At 41.4% G+C, this 17,879-nt stretch carries 27 protein-coding genes and 1 pseudogene; 13 read left to right on the top strand and 15 right to left on the bottom strand.

Features of this window, described 5'->3' with window-relative positions; all coding sequences use genetic code 11:
- Positions 1-14: 14 nt before the first annotated feature.
- The 10 genes from PY364_RS25270 to PY364_RS25225 form a co-directional block, all read right to left on the bottom strand.
- Complete coding sequence (locus PY364_RS25270) at positions 15-512, bottom strand: hypothetical protein (protein ID WP_275570462.1); 498 nt, start codon at positions 510-512, stop codon at positions 15-17.
- Positions 509-712 (bottom strand): hypothetical protein, encoded by a 204-nt coding sequence (locus PY364_RS25265; protein WP_275570461.1) that lies wholly within the window; start codon positions 710-712, stop codon positions 509-511. The genes PY364_RS25270 and PY364_RS25265 overlap by 4 nt, the downstream gene beginning before the upstream one ends.
- 101 nt (positions 713-813) lie before the next feature.
- Positions 814-1,254 (bottom strand): hypothetical protein, encoded by a 441-nt coding sequence (locus PY364_RS25260; RefSeq protein WP_275570460.1) that lies wholly within the window; start codon positions 1,252-1,254, stop codon positions 814-816.
- A 72-nt stretch (positions 1,255-1,326) separates the two neighbouring features.
- Positions 1,327-1,803 (bottom strand): hypothetical protein, encoded by a 477-nt coding sequence (locus PY364_RS25255; protein WP_275570459.1) that lies wholly within the window; start codon positions 1,801-1,803, stop codon positions 1,327-1,329.
- Between the two features lie 321 nt (positions 1,804-2,124).
- Positions 2,125-2,400 (bottom strand): hypothetical protein, encoded by a 276-nt coding sequence (locus tag PY364_RS25250; RefSeq protein WP_275570458.1) that lies wholly within the window; start codon positions 2,398-2,400, stop codon positions 2,125-2,127.
- A gap of 122 nt (positions 2,401-2,522) precedes the next feature.
- A complete protein-coding gene (locus tag PY364_RS25245; protein WP_275570457.1) occupies positions 2,523-2,720 on the bottom strand; it encodes a hypothetical protein in 198 nt (65 codons plus the stop codon).
- Between the two features lie 11 nt (positions 2,721-2,731).
- Positions 2,732-3,226 (bottom strand): HD domain-containing protein, encoded by a 495-nt coding sequence (locus tag PY364_RS25240; RefSeq protein ID WP_275570456.1) that lies wholly within the window; start codon positions 3,224-3,226, stop codon positions 2,732-2,734.
- 120 nt (positions 3,227-3,346) lie between these two features.
- A complete protein-coding gene (locus tag PY364_RS25235; RefSeq protein WP_275570455.1) occupies positions 3,347-3,508 on the bottom strand; it encodes a hypothetical protein in 162 nt (53 codons plus the stop codon).
- A gap of 91 nt (positions 3,509-3,599) precedes the next feature.
- A complete protein-coding gene (locus PY364_RS25230; protein WP_275570454.1) occupies positions 3,600-3,905 on the bottom strand; it encodes a hypothetical protein in 306 nt (101 codons plus the stop codon).
- 164 nt (positions 3,906-4,069) lie between these two features.
- Complete coding sequence (locus PY364_RS25225; RefSeq protein WP_275570453.1) at positions 4,070-5,059, bottom strand: HNH endonuclease; 990 nt, start codon at positions 5,057-5,059, stop codon at positions 4,070-4,072.
- A gap of 94 nt (positions 5,060-5,153) precedes the next feature.
- Here PY364_RS25225 and PY364_RS25220 point away from each other — a divergent pair, with 94 nt between their 5' ends.
- From PY364_RS25220 to arr, 4 genes and pseudogenes are all read left to right on the top strand, one after another.
- Entirely contained in the window at positions 5,154-5,354 is a 201-nt protein-coding gene (locus tag PY364_RS25220) for a hypothetical protein (protein ID WP_275570452.1), read from the top strand.
- 393 nt (positions 5,355-5,747) lie between these two features.
- A complete protein-coding gene (locus PY364_RS25215) occupies positions 5,748-6,005 on the top strand; it encodes a Nif11-like leader peptide family natural product precursor (protein WP_275570451.1) in 258 nt (85 codons plus the stop codon).
- A gap of 146 nt (positions 6,006-6,151) precedes the next feature.
- Positions 6,152-6,592, top strand: coding sequence for a DUF5049 domain-containing protein (locus PY364_RS25210; RefSeq protein ID WP_275570450.1), 441 nt, complete (start codon positions 6,152-6,154; stop codon positions 6,590-6,592).
- 381 nt (positions 6,593-6,973) lie between these two features.
- Positions 6,974-7,351: pseudogene (arr, locus tag PY364_RS28860) on the top strand (NAD(+)--rifampin ADP-ribosyltransferase); the annotation flags it as partial.
- Between the two features lie 146 nt (positions 7,352-7,497).
- Here arr and PY364_RS25200 read toward each other — a convergent pair.
- Positions 7,498-8,406, bottom strand: a complete 909-nt coding sequence (locus tag PY364_RS25200) for a LysR family transcriptional regulator (RefSeq protein ID WP_275570448.1) — start codon at positions 8,404-8,406, stop codon at positions 7,498-7,500.
- A 110-nt stretch (positions 8,407-8,516) separates the two neighbouring features.
- Here PY364_RS25200 and PY364_RS25195 point away from each other — a divergent pair, with 110 nt between their 5' ends.
- The 6 genes from PY364_RS25195 to PY364_RS25170 all read left to right on the top strand — a co-directional run bounded on the left by PY364_RS25195 (position 8,517) and on the right by PY364_RS25170 (position 13,385).
- On the top strand, positions 8,517-8,894 hold the full coding sequence (locus PY364_RS25195; protein ID WP_275570447.1) for a hypothetical protein: 378 nt from the start codon (positions 8,517-8,519) through the stop codon (positions 8,892-8,894).
- 63 nt (positions 8,895-8,957) lie between these two features.
- A complete protein-coding gene (locus PY364_RS25190) occupies positions 8,958-9,614 on the top strand; it encodes a peroxiredoxin-like family protein (protein ID WP_275570446.1) in 657 nt (218 codons plus the stop codon).
- 50 nt (positions 9,615-9,664) lie between these two features.
- Positions 9,665-10,369: a DUF4079 domain-containing protein gene (locus PY364_RS25185; protein WP_275570445.1), complete on the top strand. Its 705-nt coding sequence runs from the start codon at positions 9,665-9,667 to the stop codon at positions 10,367-10,369.
- Positions 10,370-10,384: 15 nt separating this feature from the next.
- Positions 10,385-10,738, top strand: a complete 354-nt coding sequence (locus PY364_RS25180) for a cupin domain-containing protein (protein WP_275570444.1) — start codon at positions 10,385-10,387, stop codon at positions 10,736-10,738.
- Between the two features lie 43 nt (positions 10,739-10,781).
- Positions 10,782-11,783, top strand: coding sequence for a DMT family transporter (locus tag PY364_RS25175; RefSeq protein ID WP_275570443.1), 1,002 nt, complete (start codon positions 10,782-10,784; stop codon positions 11,781-11,783).
- A gap of 108 nt (positions 11,784-11,891) precedes the next feature.
- A complete protein-coding gene (locus tag PY364_RS25170; RefSeq protein WP_275570442.1) occupies positions 11,892-13,385 on the top strand; it encodes an IS5 family transposase in 1,494 nt (497 codons plus the stop codon).
- Positions 13,386-13,608: 223 nt separating this feature from the next.
- On the opposite strand, the gene PY364_RS25165 is transcribed toward PY364_RS25170, so the two are convergent.
- Both PY364_RS25165 and arfB read right to left on the bottom strand, forming a co-directional pair.
- Complete coding sequence (locus tag PY364_RS25165; RefSeq protein WP_275570441.1) at positions 13,609-13,884, bottom strand: hypothetical protein; 276 nt, start codon at positions 13,882-13,884, stop codon at positions 13,609-13,611.
- Between the two features lie 64 nt (positions 13,885-13,948).
- Positions 13,949-14,362 carry an alternative ribosome rescue aminoacyl-tRNA hydrolase ArfB gene (gene arfB, locus PY364_RS25160; RefSeq protein ID WP_343278862.1) on the bottom strand — a complete coding sequence of 138 codons (414 nt, stop codon included), beginning with the start codon at positions 14,360-14,362 and terminating at the stop codon, positions 13,949-13,951.
- Positions 14,363-14,667: 305 nt separating this feature from the next.
- On the opposite strand from arfB, the gene PY364_RS25155 reads away from it, so the two are divergent.
- A complete protein-coding gene (locus tag PY364_RS25155; RefSeq protein WP_275570439.1) occupies positions 14,668-14,931 on the top strand; it encodes a hypothetical protein in 264 nt (87 codons plus the stop codon).
- Between the two features lie 135 nt (positions 14,932-15,066).
- Here PY364_RS25155 and PY364_RS25150 read toward each other — a convergent pair whose 3' ends face one another.
- Entirely contained in the window at positions 15,067-15,768 is a 702-nt protein-coding gene (locus PY364_RS25150) for a hypothetical protein (protein ID WP_275570438.1), read from the bottom strand.
- 76 nt (positions 15,769-15,844) lie between these two features.
- On the opposite strand from PY364_RS25150, the gene PY364_RS25145 reads away from it, so the two are divergent.
- Together PY364_RS25145 and PY364_RS25140 are read left to right on the top strand one after the other, a co-directional pair.
- Positions 15,845-16,474: a hypothetical protein gene (locus tag PY364_RS25145; RefSeq protein WP_275570437.1), complete on the top strand. Its 630-nt coding sequence runs from the start codon at positions 15,845-15,847 to the stop codon at positions 16,472-16,474.
- A gap of 16 nt (positions 16,475-16,490) precedes the next feature.
- On the top strand, positions 16,491-16,850 hold the full coding sequence (locus PY364_RS25140) for a DUF4087 domain-containing protein (RefSeq protein ID WP_275570436.1): 360 nt from the start codon (positions 16,491-16,493) through the stop codon (positions 16,848-16,850).
- A 141-nt stretch (positions 16,851-16,991) separates the two neighbouring features.
- Here the strand turns inward: PY364_RS25140 and PY364_RS25135 are convergent, their stop codons facing one another.
- On the bottom strand, positions 16,992-17,837 hold the full coding sequence (locus PY364_RS25135; protein ID WP_275570435.1) for a 3'-5' exonuclease: 846 nt from the start codon (positions 17,835-17,837) through the stop codon (positions 16,992-16,994).
- Positions 17,838-17,879 lie beyond the last annotated feature (42 nt).

Below are 17,879 nucleotides of genomic sequence, written 5' to 3'. Positions count from 1 at the left end.
TTCCTATAATGGCGTTAGGTGGTAAATCCGTCTTTTAGAAGTGAAAAATCTTCGAGGTAATTTCCTTCAAAAATGCTAAGAATATCAGCATGACCTTGCTGTGTTCGTAATTTTACTACGGATTTAACCCATTGAGTTGAAAACGGGATTCCCAAGTAGCAATTTCCTGAAGTTTCCCAGGTTGGATCGAGAGCATAGCCATCAGGGGAAAGGAGCCAAGCATGAGCGAGGGGAAAAGATACATCAGCCGCGATCGCAAATCCTTCCACATAAGTGAGATTACTATGTTTCAAAGCAAGCTGCTGGCAATTGTAATAACAAGAACGGGGTTGACCGCGCTTAATATTTTTCGGTAAAGGTTTAGGTTCCATGAAGCGGCCGTAGTCTAAAATTAATTCTTGAAATCCCGAATATTTGCTAGTCTCCTTTTTTGATTGTTTCATCACTGCCACAATCGCTTGTAGATATTCCCGCAGTTGCTCGACTACTTGAGGTTTAGATTGATTATTCATTGTTCTTTTGTTTCATTTGCCGCCATTATCTCCGTCAATAATTGATATTTGCCAATTAAATTATTGATTCTCGCTGTATCTACATTTGTATGGGAGCCTAATGTAGCACCTTCTTTTACCCTATTTTCAATTATGTGCAAACTTTCCTCTAATTCTTTAATTTCGGACAATAATGTTGACTTAAGTGTTTCAATTCTCATAAATAATTTAACCTCGGAAATAGAAATCTTTGAGATATCCAATTATAGTATAATAGTGATGCTAACCTCCTGAATCGCTAAATCAGTTATAAAAATTACTGTTAACTGTTAAGTCCTTGCTCCAACTTCATCAGCTTTTCTAACTTGCGATTGAGGAGGTTAGCATCAGTTTCATTGGGCGATCGCTCCTTCTCTAACCACTTCAAAATCTCAGGTTTAGGACGGAAGGAAAGAATGGGACGTTTACTATCGTACTTGGCTTTTGCTTTTCGGATTACTTCAGGATTATTTGCTTGCCACTGCTGCTGTGGGGAAATTTCCACTACCTCGATGGAAGTCCATCCTGCACGGAGCCTTTCACCTTGTCTGCCTATAAGTACGTGGGTTTCTAAATACTTTTTAGCCCCTCGTTCAGTTTTCCAAATTTTGGCATCTTCCAAAGTGCCGACATCAATTCCATTATATTCTGGATTGCCTTGGGTTTTCTTAATAGCATAACGAACTTGAGTATCTTTCTGAAATTTTATAGCAAATTGGGTCATAAATTAAAAACAATCTAATTCAGAATAAGGATAGCCCTTTTAATGAGCTATCCTTGAAAGCGAGATTAATGGTTACTGCTCAGAGGTTAAGGGAATGATGGGTTTAACTTCGGCGATCGCTCCTTGGCTCATCTTCTTTTGTAAAGCATAGTCTTGCTCTAAATGCCCGATGGTGCGATTGTCTATCCGCTCTAAAGCTGCCTTTTCCCAAGTTTGAGGAAAGTATTTCTGAAGTAGCTCTATATGTTCTTTTTCTTCCTTCATAAACCACCATCCTCGACCCGCAAAGTGCATACGGTAATTAGCGTACACATATCCAGGTCTGTTTTCATAATCATCGCCCAACAATTCCTCAAGGCTAATAGACTCCTCTGGTTCATCTTTTTTGAAAGAAAGACCTAGTGTTCGTCTTTCCGTCTGTTCAATAACTTTCGCCTCCCAATTATTAGGAAATTTTTCTTTGAGTTGTTGAACGTGCTTAATCTCAGGCTTGGTCAACCACCAGCGCTGGCCCGCAAATTGCATGGGGTAAGTTTTTACGTAGCTCATGTTATTTGTTATCCTTTTCAGTCTGCATTATTTTTCGCCTTCTTTAAAGTTAGACTTTGAGTTAATTGCCATCTTAAGCAATTCTCTTGCTTTCTCCAATAGCTCTGATTGACTGTTAAATTCAAGCTCCCCCGTAAAGCATTTCCAATCAAGCATGAATTCAATAACTCCACTCGAAGGAGAGTAAAACCTCACGGAATAAGAATGTTGACCTAATGACTCGCTTAAGGGCTTTAGGATTTCAAAAACTTGATTTAGGGTTGATTCCTGTAACACGATCTGCTCCTAACTATTGATTTAGCTGGGGTCATCCTTATGATATCAAGCCAATTGGTGAGCACGGATAATTTCATTTTTCACCCAATCAATAGTTGATTGAGCTTCAAATGGTAAGGAGTCATTGGTAACAAGATTGTATTTATAGCTTCCATTCTTGATTCCAAACCCCGCATAAATCCATCCCTCGCTATCTTGAATTTCCCACTCCTCTGAGTATCCTTGAGAAACTGGTTCATCTAACTTGACTATTTTTAACCCTTTCGCTAACAAGGACTTCTCAAGTTCGGAAATAATAGCAGTTGTTACAGAATGTTCCATTTTTCTATCCTTCTTGAAAGTTGAGTAAAATTGAGCGTTGATAGTGAGTGGTTACAGTGTTTTGCTCTTTCTTGTCCCCTTTAAACATTGAACGGTTAACAACAAACAACCTCATTGATGGCTTATGGCTGGTATTTTTTAATTTCTCTAGTATCAGATAGAGACAGCCTTAGTACCCACCCCTCATCATTTATGCTCATATTTCCGTTGAAGACAGAAACATCCATTTTCTTTAAGTAAGATGGCGACAACTGGACGTAAAAACACTTTTTTGTGATGTTGATAACTCTACCATCTTTACCCTTCCATCCTATTTCCATAAAACCTCCTACTAGGGGTTTAAGCTTTCCAATCGATTCCACATCTGTCTGAGTTCAGCATCCTGGGGATTGTACAGGAGTTCCTTGAATGGGGGAAACTCTTTAATGTACATTTTGTAGAGCTTGGGATTGCTTTGGAGGCTGGCTTCAGTGTTGGCGATTCTATCAGCCAATTTAACAATCAAAGCTTTTTTGTTGGACTGGATTTTTAGTGCAGTCTTGCGAAAGCGATCGACTCGGTTTGTACCGGGTTCGCTAGTTACAGCAAACACAATATCGGCCGTCTCTTTCCCAAATTCAGACACTAACATTTCATAAGTCGTTGGAGTATCTTCCAAAACATCGTGGAGCCATCCTGCGACCATAATCGATCCGTCGCCTGCATACCCGAATTCAGCCAGCACTTGAGATACTTGAGCTAAATGATACGAGTAGGGATGCTCACCATATTTTTGAGTGCCGTGTTGGGCAATTGCAAATTCTTTAGCTGCGTTTGTGATATTCATTAGACATCTCATCGTCCGTAACTACTGGTAACATTTCTAGTCTTTCATTCCATTCTTCTACTTTTGTGTTCATTGGCTTTTCTCCATTTTCGTTTTGTTAATGATTGGTTTTACCAACTTTCAACGATTTGCTGCATCATCAAGATAGTCCATCAACTGATTAATCTCATCTTGATTGAGTCCCGCTGCTAAAGCCAAATCTATCCACTCTTGCCCTGTGTGAGTTTCCTCTGAGTGTAAAGAGATAAATTCATCCAATTCGGGAGAATATATTTTAAGCATTTGTCACCATCCCGAAACATCAACTTGATTGTTATGAAGAAAATCTACTTTGTTAAAATTAGACTTTGAGTTATTTGAGTTAATTACCATCTCAAGCAATTGTTTTGCTTTCTCCAAGATTTTTTTTGTTCAAGTGTTGAAGCAATTTTGGATCTCTCCAAGATACAAGATTGACTAGAGCTTCTAGCCGAACCTGCCAATAATGGCGGAGCGCATCAATTTCTGCATTGGCTAAGTTTTGCTGCTGTTCGGTTAAGCCTGTCGTAGCCCATTCAATGGCTTGGTTGGCTTCTTGAATCTGGGCTATACAAAGTGCGTACTCCGATTCAATTTCAGCCTCGAATTCTGCTGCCAAGGCTTGCTGTTGTTGAGTCATGTATTCTTTGCCTTTGAGCATACTCGCCCTCCTGCGATCGCCTTGGATTTCACCTGCTACTTAGCATAGTTCGTTTACGAACAACTGTCAAGTGGTTGTATTTCAGATTTAGTAACGTTTTCACTCCTCAACTGCTTTCACATTGCCTCGGATAAAAATGCCTTCGTCCAGTCACTGCGAACCGTTCAAACTTGTCGCTCGAAAAAACTTTGGCGGTGCCACTGCAAAGCATCGGGGCGGGGGCGATATTCTTCTCGCATTGGTAGCGTAATGCGATCGCCGTGAAAATCTTTGATAGGACGAGCGTGGGGAGAATACTCTCTCAAAGTATCGGCAACTATAATTGTGAAATCATCGTTGAGGGTAAACCAGAATCGGTCAAAAGCCCAGTGATGGTTTTTGCACAAACTCAATCCATTATTGATGCGGTCGTCATAAAATTTACTGAACGGCTTGATATGTGCTCCATCTACGATATTCTCCAAACTATTGAATACTTGCAAGCCACAGAACGCACAACGGTGTTCGTAGATCGAAATGATGGTTCTCCGAAATGCGCCATCTCTGACAATCGATTCTTGTTCGCCTTCACTGGTAATCTCGTCTGGCTGATAAACGCGCCCACCAGTCGAAAATAATTGGTCTTGCAAATCCCGGAAAGCGTTGAATTGCAGGGAACACTCAATTTGTGCGGTTTTGTCAGAGAACCAAGCATCGATCAGGGTGAGCAACAACTGATTCCTGCTTTCGGGATGTTGCAGGAGCTTCCATAATTCAGAATCTAAGTAAGCATAATCTATTGTTTGTCGGATCGCGCTAATGCTCCTCACTTTTACTTTGTTTTGGCTCGATTCTACAAGCTCATAACCCGGTTTAGCTTTGAAGTGCCAAAATTTATTGTATTTTAAATGAAAGAATGGCAAACCAATATCGGCTTTCCTGTTGATTTCTAAGTCGCCCCATAGCTTCAGAAACGCTGCAATTAACTCAGGTGACAAATAAATTTGATTGTGCTGGATATCGCCGCGCTGAATTAGTCCGATTACGGCTAGCAACAAAACTGGTTTATTGGGAGCTAGCCCCGCAGAGCGGCTCACGTTTAAGCCAATTGGGTTGGATTTTTTTTCTCTTTGAGAAAACTTGCGACAGTAGTAATCAATCCCTTTGCTATTCATACTATTCACTAATTATAATATTTTCCTTCATTTGTGTTAGCTTAGTTTTTTTCATTTGAGGACAATCTTGCATTATACAGCGGATTCCAGGTTTATGAACTACACCCCCAAAAATCGGCTTTCTTCTGGATTTCTCAGCAACCACCACCCGCCCAGAGAAACGTTAATTCTCCAAACAGGCGACTCTGAACTCAAAAGGCGGCATTTCTTACAGAGTAACTACAATGCTGCTAAAACTGGTAGACTAATTAATACCAACTGGCAACCTGCTTTTGAGTACCCCCCAGCTTTTTGATTGATGGTTCATTGGAAAATATAGAGATGAACTTTTAAAATTTATTAAACCTCCCCCTGAAATAACCCGATGAAAGAATATCGATGCACCCGCAACGCGCCCTACAGTCACCCCTGCGACGGCCGCTCTGACCTCAGCGCCAGAAACGGATATTACCTTCGATCTCAAACAGCCCAGGATGCTATGCAAAGAATGGTGGAGCGCTTTCCTGAAGAAACAAGCTTTGGATTCACCGTTGAGGAATGGAAAAACCTCCCTGGTTGCCAGAGCAACTATGATGCAAGCTGAGGCAGTTGGTACTTACTTTTCTACCCCAAGCCCATCGACTACAAATTCTTCTCATTCACCCCACACAAGCCGGCTTTTGAATATCCACCTGCTTTTTAGGAAATTATGTCAGAATTCACCCAATCTCAAATGCTCAACTTTTTAGAATTCTTTGCCCAAGTGTTACCAAATAAAACACTCAGGGAATCAGTTATGTTAGCTTTAGAACAGCAAGATAATGCCAGCTTAGTTCAACTAGCAACAGAACAGGGCTATACTTTCACAGCCGAGGAACTAAATGAAGGATTCCAAACTATCACTAAAGAGATATTAAACACAGCCATTTCTGACGCAGAAATAGCGGTAATTCAAAAAAGAAATTAATTTTTCTAATTTTTCGTCAAGAAGTAAGCCCAAGGTTTACAGTGTCAGAGTGAAAAGATTTATCTTGCTTGGCAGAGCCAGTAAGTGTAAGCTAAGTAGGTTGGTACTTGTTTTTAAGATAAAATCCCTGAATTAACTTGATAATTATGAACGGTGAAAGTCAACGAACGCTATTAAAATCTCATCCCATCCCCGCACAACCCGCTACAGCTCCCGGTGAAATTACCCTACACGAGTGGAAACCGGGCGAAGAATGGGTGACACACTTTCACAACTTACAAGATGGGGGCTATTATTACGGTCACTATTTCCGAGATTTGGAAGTTGCTGAAGCTGATTATGATGCGCGGGTGCGGGAGTATTTGGGTCAAACCCATAATTATCCTACAGTGCAGCCTGTACTCGTACCAGCGCACATCTTAGAAGGGATAAAAGCAGTAAGGGAATGCAACACAACAAATATGTTTGATGTCGGCATAGCTAAAGTGCAAGCAGTGGCGCTGGGCTACCCAGAAACTGCTGATTGGATTGACTCCCATAGAGAGGATTACATACAAGGCATTTTCAGCGGATTTGTACCTCAATAAAAATGAAAGCTTTAGATGGAATTCAACCCAAACAACAATGTTGTTAAACTCTGTCTTCAAGGTATGGGCATGGAAGAAAAAGGCAAACCTGAAGAAGCAAGTAAACTGTTTCTTCAAGCCTGGAATGAAGCGACATACGACTTTGAAAAATTTATTTCCGCCCATTATGTAGCTCGATATCAAAAAAATGTTTCCGACAAATTAAAATGGCTCGAAACAGCTTTGCAGTTGGCATTAAAAATAAATAACGACACTGTTAAGAGTGCTTTCCCTTCTCTATATTCAAACATTGCTAAATGCTATGAGGACTTAAACGAACCTGACAAGGCAAAAAAGAATTATGAATTAGCAACTTCGTTTAAGGATAAACCTTCTGACAAAGGCCCCTTTTATCATGGGACGAAAGCAGATTTGCAGGTGGGCGATTTGCTGATAGCAGGAGGTAGTTCTAATTACAAACTTGAACTCAAAATGAATCACATTTATTTCACAGCCATTGTTAATGGGGCGGGACTAGCTGCTGCATTAGCAAAAGGCGACGGGCGCGAACGAGTTTATATCGTTGAACCGACAGGGGGGTTTGAAAATGACCCGAATGTTACAGACAAAAAATTTCCGGGCAATCCGACACGCTCCTATCGCTCACTCGCACCATTAAAAATCGTTGGCGAGGTAACAGATTGGGTGAGACAAACACCTGAAGAACTCCAAAAATGGCGTGAAAAGTTGGCCAGTAACAAAGGAGAAATTATTAATTAATATCTGAAGAGAATAAATAGACATGAAAACCAAAATCAACCAAGATATAGATTATTTGGTACAGGTTTATAAGAGGCGATCGCAATATTCAAAACGGCTAATCAAATCCTTTGTTTGACAAGAAGCGGTTTCAACCGCCGAATAACTCAAACCCCATAATCGGAAACCCACGGATCGAGCTTGAATTCTGACGTTAAAAAATCAATAAAACAAGTTATTTTTGCCGGATAAAAACGACTGCGACGATAGAACGCATGAATTTGTAACTGAGTAGGCTGATAATCCTGCAACACCACCTTAAGATCGCCCCGGTAAATCTCATCACCAAACATCCAGACCGGCGCTACCGCAATCCCCAAACCCGATAACACTGCTGCTCGAATCGCCACAGAACTATTAGTTTGAAAACAGCCCCCAACCCGCACCTTAATAATGCCATCTGTTCCTTGAAACTGCCACTCATTGCCCGTTGCCAAATGGGTATAGATAATACAATCATGCTCCACCAAATCATCGGGTTTTTTGGGTTCTCCCGCTTGCTCAAAATAGCCTGTTGTTGCCACTGTGACGCGGCGAGTCATGCCGATGCGATGGCTAATGTGGGAACTATCCAGACGATTACCAATGCGGATCAAAAGGTCTAAACCATCCTCTACAATGTCCACAAAATGATCCGCCATCATCAGATCGATCTTGACATCGGGATAGCGTTTCATAAAGGCTTTTAAACGGGGGACAATCTGCATTTGCCCAAACAGCACAGGACAGCCCAATCGTAAAAGGCCTGTAGCCTGTTCTTTTCCTGTTAAACTGGCCTCCGCTTCGGCGACGGTTTCCAAAATTTGCTGACAGTATTGATAGTATTTTTTCCCCTCCTCGGTCAAACTCAAATGGGTAGTAGAACGAGTGATTAATTGTACCCCCAGATATTTTTCCAGAGCGGCGATTTGCTTACTAATGGTCGGTTGTGTCGTTTGTTGTTCCCGCGCAACGGCAGAAAAACTGTTCAGTTCGATCGCCCGAACGAAACTCTGCATACAGGCAATTCGATCCATAGTACACCTATTCCAAAATGGCATATATCATATTCTATTTTGCCTGCTTCTCAAAGAAATTGAAATAGATGATGATAGTCTCATCAACCGTTCTCACCCCAAAAACGCAGATGTTAAAACTCAAATCCCTCAGTCCTCTGTTCGCTCCCCTAGCCCTCGCTAGCGTTATCAGTGTGGGAGATGTAGCCATACATAGCTTTTTGCCCCAATTCCAAAATCAGGCGATCGCCGCCCCGGAAATGACGGCTCAGCAAAAGATCGAGATGATTAGTAAAAACAAAGGACAAATTGGTAGTGGCGACCAATTACGACGATTTTTCTTTGGTGATTTATTACCATTAGGAGTGCAACCCGGTGGAGCAGGTATGGTGGTCAATCTCTACAACAAAGCCAACGATGTTACCTTCTCCTACTGTGCAACTTATGATGTCGTTGTTGCTGTGAAAAAAGGCAAAGTGCCGATGTTTCCAGCCAATGAAGTCAAGTAATTTATCTTTCCCCTTGCAGATGGAATGTGAGGGTGAATTTCCTATAAAATATAGGAAAAACCTGTGAATTTACAACTTGAACTCTCTAAATTTAAACGGGAATTTTTGACAAAATTCCCCCCTGAAAAAGCGGCAATCATGCAAGGAGCAACCCAAGCTTTAGCGAAAGAATTTCAAAACCGAAGAGCCTTAAGAATTGACGATGAAGCCCCCGATTTTCTCCTACAAAATACTGACGGTCAGCCGATTAGTCTTTACGATAAATTAAATCAAGGAGCCGTTATTCTCTGCTTTTATTTTGGCAGTTGGTGTCCCTATTGCAATCTAGAATTACGGGCTTATCAGGGGCTATTACCCAAAATTCAGGCATTAGGAGCTTCAGTTTTAGCTATTTCTCCCCAAACGCTTGATGCTTCGCGAAAAACAGCCATTAAAAACGCACTTTCCTTTGATGTTCTCAGTGATAGTGGTTGCACGGTTGCCCGTGATTATGGGGTCGTCTTTGCAATTCCTGACCCACTTCGACTGATTTATAAAGAACTGGGTCACGCTCTCCCCGATTACAACGGGACAGAAGATTGGCTGTTACCTGTTCCTGCGACTTTTATCATCGATCGCCGCCATCATATTGCCCTAGCTCATATTGACGTGGACTATACTAAGCGTTATGAACCAGCCGATGCGATCGCCATTTTACTGTCTCTGTTTGTGGCTGCTTAGTGCAAATTGATTTTGATTGTCCCTGAATAGTTCATTAATGGATCGTTAACATGGAACTTCAAGATACATTGGCTTTATTACATCCGGCGATCGCCATTATTGTCGTCTTTCCCTTAATCGGAATTGTACTGAATCGCGCCCTACTCACCCGTCAACGCCGTCTGCAAGTCGCCGATGGGGAAAAAAGTAAAATTCCGCCAGTAGTAGGTTCTGAGCACGTAGCGATCGGTAATTGGTTGAGTCGCTCAGTGGTAGGGGTTGCCCTACTGGGAATGGCCTATCCCATCTTCTCAAAAATGCTCGGTAACGACACCTTGACCAAAGAACCCTTTCGAGTCTTTTTTGTGGTCGCCATTTTCCTATTAAGTATTGCTTCTTTCACCCTACTATTTAAGGCAAGAGTTAAACTCTGGCGAGGCATTTTTGCCACTTTTACGGGCATGGGATTGATTATTTTAGGGTTTCAGCCAGAAATCTTTCGTAGGGATAATGAATGGTTTGTTTCCCATTATTACTACGGTATTACAGCCGCTTTATTGATGATTTTTTCAGTGGCGATCGTGCCAGATATTTATCAGGATAAACAAAATCGCTGGCGCACCGCTCATATCATTCTCAATTGTTTTGCTCTACTGCTTTTTATCGGTCAGGGAATGACTGGTGCAAGGGATTTACTAGAGATTCCCCTACATTGGCAAGAACACTATATTTATCAATGTGATTTTACTAACAAAACCTGTCCTCAACCCAAATAAAACGGTGATTTGAAAATGATGCAATCCAGAATTTTTGCCTTAGAAGCTCATGTGCGTTTCTCCGATAGAGTCGCTACGGTGACTGAAATTATTCAGACTGAAAATGCTAGCATCGCTATTTGGGGAGTCAAGCCTGGCCAAATTGTTCAAGCTCATTGTCACCCCGATGGACAAGATACTTGGGTAATGCTCCGGGGCACTTTGACGTATTATTTAGGCAATGGTCAAAGTCAAAGCTTGAATGCTGGTCAAGTTGCAATCGCAGAAAAAAATCAGATTCATGGGGCCGTGAATGAAAATAGTGAAGATGCTGTGTTTGTCTCCATTTATTCTGCTCCCCAAATTGGCTATGAAAAGGCATTGCCTTAAGCTAATTTTTATGATATGACTTCCGCAATAATCTACAAAAATTATGCAGGTTGCCAATAAAGTACATAAATTTTTTATGCGAGTTCCTAGCCCAATGTATCTTGGCATTGCTGTTTTGATTTTTGCGGCTTCTAATTCTGTCACTCGTAAAATCGTTGAAGTTGGACAAGCTCATGCTATCAATGGCATAAATCCTATCTCACTATGCAATGTTTTATTTGTGGGTAATATTTGTGCTTTGGGGTTAATGACTCTAATTTTTTATCAAGACTGGAAACCGAATACTCTGAAAGCTCTGACTCGTAAAGATTGGATTAGTTTAACCATTACAGGTATTTTATCGGGGGCGATCGCGCCAGCATTAATTTTTTCAGCCATTGAACAGACAAATATTACCAATATTGTTTTAATTGGGCGTATCGAACCAATTTTAACTCTGGTATTGGGTGTTTGGCTATTGGGTTCGCGGGTCGATTTTTGGGCAAGTGCAGGCTCTCTGATTTCCTTTGTTGGGGTGATAGTGACTGCTTTTTTAGCGAGTTCAGGGCAGATGATGACGATGGCTGGATTTCATGGAAGAGGAGAAATTTTTGTGGCGATGGCTGCTATCATTGGTTCCATTGCAACCGTTGTTGGTAAACTGCAATTACAATCCATTCCCTTGGGAATTTTTACGATTTATCGCAATATTCTGGGGACGGTGATTTTTTTCATCTTGGCTAATCTCCTTTACGGGCCAAACCATTTTGCAGAAGTGTTATCTCCTTTTCTTTGGCAATGGATGATAGTGTATGCGGCGGTTATTGTCGTCATGGGTCAATTATGCTGGTTAGCGGGTTTAAAAAATGCGACTTCAACGGAACTCAATTTAGCCAGTTTATTGAACCCAATTGCAGCTATAGTGATGGCTTATTTAATTTTAGGGGAAGCTCCTACTTTAGCTCAATATTTAGGGGGAAGTTTATTGTTTCTCGGGGTGATCTTGGGTTTGGTTGGCAACCTATATCAGGCTAAAAGAAATCGAGAATTAGTTAGGGCTTGCTGAATCAGTGAGAAAAGTAAACAGTGTATGGATTTTCCGACCAAAAAAGTAGTAAGGGTGCAAGAAAAACAGGTATAATGACTCAAAACCCGTGCATCACCATTTGCGATCGTGTACAGAAAAGTTGAGCTTACCCCAAGCCCCCCATCCGACTTTGAACTTCCCAACGGATGCAAGTTGGCAGAAGATAACCGTTGGGTGAAAATGGCCCAACTAATTCCTTGGTCGGAATTTGAATCAGATTATGCTGAAAATTTTCCCACGGAAATGGGAGCACCCGCCAAATCATTTAGAATGGCATTAGGGGCATTAATTATTAAAGAAAAACTCGGAATCAGCGACATAGAAACAGTAGAACAAATCCGTGAAAACCCCTACCTACAATACTTTATCGGTCAATCAACCTATAGTAATGAACCCCCATTTGACCCATCACTATTAGTTCACTTTCGGCAAAGAATTAGTGCGAATCTAATCAAGAAAGTCAATGAACGAATGGTGGAAAAAATGCGCGAAACCACCCCAGTTCCACCCGAAAAAAAAAAGGATTCGGACGCAAAAAATGAGTCACCCAATCAAGGAAAATTAATCATAGATGCGACCTGTACCCCAGCAGATATTAGCTATCCCACCGACTTAGGACTATTAAACAAGGCCAGAGTTCACACCGAAAAAATCATCGATATCCTCTATAAATCCCTCAAAGGAAAAATTAATAAAAAACCCAGAACCTACCGTAATATTGCCAGAAAAGATTACTTAGCAGTAGCCAAACAACGACGACCTAAACGAAACAAAAAAATCCAAGCAATTAAAAAACAACTGCAATATATCAAAAGAAATCTCGCTCATATTGAACAGCTAATCGAATCAGGTGCCACCCTACAAAGTCTGACCAAAAAGCAATATAAAACCTTGCTAGTCCTGACAGAAGTCTATCGGCAACAACTCTGGTTATTTGAAAATAAAAAACAGAGTATTGAGGACAGAATAGTAAGTTTAAGCCAACCCCACATCCGTCCCATTGTCAGAGGGAAAGCAGGAAAACCAGTAGAGTTTGGAGCCAAACTGTCAGCGAGCTGCTTTGAAGGATATGTATTTTTAGACCGGATAAGTTGGGATAATTTTAACGAATCGGGAGACTTAAAAGCACAAGTAGAAGCCTTTAAAAGTTACACAGGATACTATCCAGAATCAGTCCATGCTGATCGGATTTATCGAACCAGAGAAAATCGAGCATGGTGTAAAGAAAGAGGAATTAGACTCAGTGGCCCACCGTTAGGAAGGCCACCAGCAAATGTGAGTAAGGAAACCAAGAAACAAGCCTTAGAAGATGAGAGAATTAGGAATGCGATTGAGGGCAAATTTGGACAAGGAAAAAGAAGATTTAGCTTGAATCGAGTCATGGCAAAACTTGATAATACTGCTCAAACAGCTATTGCTATTACTTTTTTAGTAATGAACCTTTCTACCTGGTTAAGACGGGTTTTTTGTGTGTTTTTATGTCACAAACCGAAAATCACGCCTGTTTACGGTTTAATGATTATTAAAAGCTATAACTGGGCAACTTATAGTCAACAAAAAGTTATGTTTCGCCGAGCTTGAATTGCCCATCAAGTGCGATGTCTGCGGCTGGCTACGCCTACGCGATTTTTCCTAACTTATTCAGCAAACCCTAGTTAACCCCAGTCCTCGCGAGGCTATGGAAACGGCGCTCGGTTTCCGGGGAGTTTAACGGTGGACACTTGACAATTGACAGTGGACAGTGGACAGTGGACAGTGGATACCAAAAACCAATATCTGATTTAATCAACGAAGCGATCGCTACTTACTCAACGACTTCGATAACTATACCCCCAAATCTGGCTTCATCAGCCCAGCATTTAATTCCGTCTATGTAAGATTCATGGCTATTGTATTCCTCGGCGTTATTGCTGTCAGAGTAGTAAGCAACATATCCCCCACCCATCGACTCATTATAAAAGTTAAGCTTTCTGCCATTGATATCAGTGGCTTTTTTGAAACAATCCTCACAAACGTATTTGGGATATCGGGGAAAAGAATTGATAGAAGCCTTGCAAATGGGACAGATTTGTGAAGTCATTTTTAATAAGTTGAAGATGCCTAGACTTACTTGTATAATCTACCTTTTTTGTCACCACAGAGAGTTAATCTGTAATCTTTCTTCTCATCGCTTTAAGCTGTCCGCGCTTGGTTTTGCTATCGAGGCGCTTGCGCTGAGAGCTGCGAGTCTGTTTGGTATTGAAGCGCTTTTTGGGAACTGCAACTGCATTTTGAATGAGTTCTTGAAGCCGCCTTAACGCTTCCTCTCGGTTCTCTAGCTGACTGCGATGTTCTTGGGCTTTGATGATAACGATACCATCCTCCGTAATGCGCCGATCGTTCAAATTTAACAGCCGCTCTTTGTAGCGCTCTGGCAGCGAGGAAGCTTTGATATTAAAGCGCAAGTGAATAGCAGTTGCTACCTTATTTACATTTTGTCCCCCTGCTCCTTGAGAACGAACTGCACTAATCTCGATCTCGCGCTCTGGGATGCTGGCTGTGTGATAAATTTGTAGCATAATTCCTAAGTGAGAGGAGAACAGCATATTGTTCTCTCAGACAACTGTATAAGCCGGTAATGATTTCATCATAGAGCAGCGAGGGTTTGAACAAAAGCGCGGAACTCCGCGTTTTTAGATTGGTGGCGATCGCTCTGTGTTAATCTGTGTTAACAGTTAACAGCCCTAATTATAGTTAGGATTGCAAGTCGCTACAAGTAAGCAAATAGTTGTTGCTATCTTGAGGTTCAGGAGCCTAGGATCACCATACCCAAACGGGAAAATTATAGGAATCGGCAACAAGAACAACAGCGAGGGTTAGTAAAATGGATGAACTCGTAAAAAAAATAGCTGCTTTAGGTTTACCGGGTATTATCCTGGTGGTAACGATGGCGGCGACAGGTTTAACAGGAGCGGCTGCAATCACAGCAGCTCTGGCATTTTTAGGTGGCCCGGCGGGAATGCTCGGAGGCATTGCCGTACTAGGTTTGACGGGATTGATTGCCGATGCTCTGACAAAAGTAGGGTTAGAGGACTTACTGAGAGCAAAGTTGACCACATTTTTTTACGTACACCCAATGGCAGAATGATTTATGGCGGCTACGTCGGCTGGATTCACCGTGAGGGTTTGAATCAGGCCCTCTCGCGGATGAGAAGAGACTTGACTTGACAGAGTTTGTGGGCCAGGTAGCTCAAAGTTTAGTTGTGATTGCACGTCGCTACAGCTATCTCCTCGTTGGTTTAAAATTTTGCACAAAATTAATCCACTGCTGAACCTTAGAACCAGTGATGTCTAAAATCGGAATAGAATAGACATCTGATTCAGGAGGGCCGCCCTCGGTATCTCTGGCAATGCTGGTGCGTTCTGGCTTACCTAAACCGTAGGTTGAAGCTGTTTCACTAGCTAAACTACAGGAAATCCTAAAGTTTCCCATACGAATACTTCCATTACCTGCTAAATAAACCCATTCATAACCCGAAATGCCTCTAGATTGCTGGCACAAAAATTGGGAAGTTTCAAACATTTTGGCAATATGAACATCGTAGAGACGAAGCTTGCCACCGTAAGCCGGTTGAGTTGTATCTCGATTAGGTACAGTAAACTGCATGAGGACAAAGCCTCCCCTAGCTTCTGTCCCACCATACCGAATGCTCAGCGGCACCTGGGTGTTCTCTTGAGCCAGGATGATGTTAACCTTTTGAGTAAATTTAGCACTGTCAGTCTCAGCAATTGTTTTACTACCCAAGTAAGTAGGTGCAGAAAAAGCGAAGTTTGCAGGCAGTAAGATAACCGCACAGGTCATTAGTTTTGCCAACTTGTGGCGCTCTGCTTTTTTGGCGATCGCATATATTTTAGTTACGATAGTGCGCTCCGAGGTGATGGGTGTGCAATTGAGTTGGAATTGTGAGAATGGTAGTTTATACATAGCTTTTATGAGCAAGTGAGGAGCTGTGCTGATTTGCTGGTAAATTAAGGGTTAACAGAACTTGAAAGTATTATTTATGAGAAAAAATCGGCTAGTAGCATTGATGGTCAATTTGATAATTTTGGGTGCTTGTTTACCAATTATTGCACAACAATCTAAACGATACCCAACTGAGAATGAATTGCAGCAATTAATGAAGCAGTTTCGCAGTTTTGTCGCTGCGCCATCGCCAGGTAATCGTGATTTTTATATTCGCGATCGTCGGAATGAAGCTGAGACTGAGAAATTGAAAGCTTTTGTTAGAGCTTGGTTGCCAGTTAATCCTGATGTAGCACCTTTTCTCGGTCAATGGACAGCGTTAGAAGAAACTCAAAATATTTACCCTTCAACTATTAAAGGTAAGGTTTGTATTATAGAAACCTTTGTTCCCACCGAAAATGATATGGGGATAAGTTTTACTCAAGGAACTATCTCTGGCAAATACATCAAAACCAGTGGTTTCACTATTCTCCTCCAACAAGGTAACTATTTAGGAGTGGGTTTTATTAACACTAGAAGTAATCAACTTGGTATCTACGAATACGCTTGGCCTAAACCGTTAATCGCTCCTGCTAAATTAATGAGTTCTATTTCTCAAGGGAATAGAAATCGGTTACTTCAACAATTTAAAGAAGCTGGTTGTAGTGATAGTTTGCCGAAGAGGTGATGAAATGATTAGAGTTATGAAAAGAAGCTTGTTTATATTGGCTATTATCTCATTTATTTCTGTCATAGCTTTGCCTGTTAAGGCGATAGAAACTAGGTGTGGATGGTTGCGAAATCCCACGCCAGCAAATTGGTATTTAAAAGACGGAGATGGCACTTGGGTTATTTCCATGCAAGGAGGATATCAAGCCGAAGGAATGGATAATCTTCCCAGTGACGAAAAGGAATATGTCAAAACTAATGGTTATTACGGATATGGGTGTGCTTGTTTAAATGTGTCAACAGATAGCAATCGGATGAGGATTACCATGATTCAAGGCGGTGAAGCATTGCCACTCTCGACTTGCCGCGAAGATTCAAATTTACCAAAAGAATGAAATTCAAGCCAGGACTATGTGCGATCGCATCAGTGGGGTTAGCTTTCACCCCTTCATTAAGTTTGTCTAGTCCGTTGACAAACTGGACAAGATAAAAAAACCCTTTTTAAGGGAGAAAAAGGCAATTTATGACAAATTTGCTTAAGGAAATGGATTAATGATGGGACAGTCGATCGTATCGGAGTCAGCAGCCATTTTTTTGATTTTCTTTAGTACAGCTAAACAATCTCCTAAAGCTCTGTGCTCTCCATTAAGCGGTTGCCATTTGTAGTTTTTATAATAGTAACTCCAGTTGCCTATCCATTGAGCTACCCACTCCATTATGCACTCGGAATAACGTAAGTTTATTATTGGTAAGCCGTGAAGGTTACAGCAGTAATTCAACACCTTAATATCAAAAGTAGAATTGTAGATGAATACTTGTTTATCTGTAAGAGCTTCCACAATAGCAGGATAGATTTCGGGAAAAGTGGGAGCCTGTGCCACCATTTCATCAGTTATGTTATGTATTTGTGTGACTTCTAAGGGAATGGGGATGGTAGGCTTGATTAGTGTGTTTAGTAGCGGTTCGCCACTGGGTTGAACAATTGCTATTTCTACTATTTCAGCCTCATTGAAGCCTGTTGTCTCTGTATCCAAAACTACCCAATCATCAAGACCGAGCTGCTTTCTTGCCCATTTTACCGCTTTGACTCTATCTTTTTCAATGAATCCTACCTCTTCGTACCACTCCTTGTAAGCGCTCTTGTATCTTGCTTTAGCCCTACTAATTTCTAAAGCTTCTAATTGTTTCTGGGTTGGCTGTCGCTTTGGCTTGCATGACTCTGGATTTGCCGGATCGTACAGCAATACATCATATTTGCGAGTGGGGATAATTCCAACTGCTTTTACTGGCTTTAATCCCATTTCTGCAAGCTGTTTTTTGGTTTTTAAGTGTGGCGGTGGTTCGCCTGTTTCCCCCCACCATTTATAAGTCTCTATCTCCATAATTAATAAGAGCGACACTTTCAATACAATATAGCTCTTTAA

This window comes from Kamptonema sp. UHCC 0994 (genome assembly GCF_029167235.1).
GTDB lineage: Bacteria > Cyanobacteriota > Cyanobacteriia > Cyanobacteriales > Microcoleaceae > Kamptonema.
This window is presented reverse-complemented; position numbering and strand designations above follow the sequence as displayed.

Bases quoted from the DNA above. Each gene is read 5' to 3' on its own strand.
- PY364_RS25270 (WP_275570462.1), bottom strand. From the start codon at position 512: ATGAATAATCAATCTAAACCTCAAGTAGTCGAGCAACTGCGGGAATAT.
- PY364_RS25265 (WP_275570461.1), bottom strand. From the start codon at position 712: ATGAGAATTGAAACACTTAAGTCAACATTATTGTCCGAAATTAAAGAA.
- PY364_RS25260 (WP_275570460.1), bottom strand. From the start codon at position 1,254: ATGACCCAATTTGCTATAAAATTTCAGAAAGATACTCAAGTTCGTTAT.
- PY364_RS25255 (WP_275570459.1), bottom strand. From the start codon at position 1,803: ATGAGCTACGTAAAAACTTACCCCATGCAATTTGCGGGCCAGCGCTGG.
- PY364_RS25250 (WP_275570458.1), bottom strand. From the start codon at position 2,400: ATGGAACATTCTGTAACAACTGCTATTATTTCCGAACTTGAGAAGTCC.
- PY364_RS25245 (WP_275570457.1), bottom strand. From the start codon at position 2,720: ATGGAAATAGGATGGAAGGGTAAAGATGGTAGAGTTATCAACATCACA.
- PY364_RS25240 (WP_275570456.1), bottom strand. From the start codon at position 3,226: ATGAATATCACAAACGCAGCTAAAGAATTTGCAATTGCCCAACACGGC.
- PY364_RS25235 (WP_275570455.1), bottom strand. From the start codon at position 3,508: ATGCTTAAAATATATTCTCCCGAATTGGATGAATTTATCTCTTTACAC.
- PY364_RS25230 (WP_275570454.1), bottom strand. From the start codon at position 3,905: ATGCTCAAAGGCAAAGAATACATGACTCAACAACAGCAAGCCTTGGCA.
- PY364_RS25225 (WP_275570453.1), bottom strand. From the start codon at position 5,059: ATGAATAGCAAAGGGATTGATTACTACTGTCGCAAGTTTTCTCAAAGA.
- PY364_RS25220 (WP_275570452.1), top strand. From the start codon at position 5,154: ATGAACTACACCCCCAAAAATCGGCTTTCTTCTGGATTTCTCAGCAAC.
- PY364_RS25215 (WP_275570451.1), top strand. From the start codon at position 5,748: ATGTCAGAATTCACCCAATCTCAAATGCTCAACTTTTTAGAATTCTTT.
- PY364_RS25210 (WP_275570450.1), top strand. From the start codon at position 6,152: ATGAACGGTGAAAGTCAACGAACGCTATTAAAATCTCATCCCATCCCC.
- PY364_RS25200 (WP_275570448.1), bottom strand. From the start codon at position 8,406: ATGGATCGAATTGCCTGTATGCAGAGTTTCGTTCGGGCGATCGAACTG.
- PY364_RS25195 (WP_275570447.1), top strand. From the start codon at position 8,517: ATGTTAAAACTCAAATCCCTCAGTCCTCTGTTCGCTCCCCTAGCCCTC.
- PY364_RS25185 (WP_275570445.1), top strand. From the start codon at position 9,665: ATGGAACTTCAAGATACATTGGCTTTATTACATCCGGCGATCGCCATT.
- PY364_RS25180 (WP_275570444.1), top strand. From the start codon at position 10,385: ATGATGCAATCCAGAATTTTTGCCTTAGAAGCTCATGTGCGTTTCTCC.
- PY364_RS25175 (WP_275570443.1), top strand. From the start codon at position 10,782: ATGCAGGTTGCCAATAAAGTACATAAATTTTTTATGCGAGTTCCTAGC.
- PY364_RS25165 (WP_275570441.1), bottom strand. From the start codon at position 13,884: ATGACTTCACAAATCTGTCCCATTTGCAAGGCTTCTATCAATTCTTTT.
- arfB (WP_343278862.1), bottom strand. From the start codon at position 14,362: ATGCTACAAATTTATCACACAGCCAGCATCCCAGAGCGCGAGATCGAG.
- PY364_RS25155 (WP_275570439.1), top strand. From the start codon at position 14,668: ATGGATGAACTCGTAAAAAAAATAGCTGCTTTAGGTTTACCGGGTATT.
- PY364_RS25150 (WP_275570438.1), bottom strand. From the start codon at position 15,768: ATGTATAAACTACCATTCTCACAATTCCAACTCAATTGCACACCCATC.
- PY364_RS25145 (WP_275570437.1), top strand. From the start codon at position 15,845: ATGAGAAAAAATCGGCTAGTAGCATTGATGGTCAATTTGATAATTTTG.
- PY364_RS25140 (WP_275570436.1), top strand. From the start codon at position 16,491: ATGAAAAGAAGCTTGTTTATATTGGCTATTATCTCATTTATTTCTGTC.
- PY364_RS25135 (WP_275570435.1), bottom strand. From the start codon at position 17,837: ATGGAGATAGAGACTTATAAATGGTGGGGGGAAACAGGCGAACCACCG.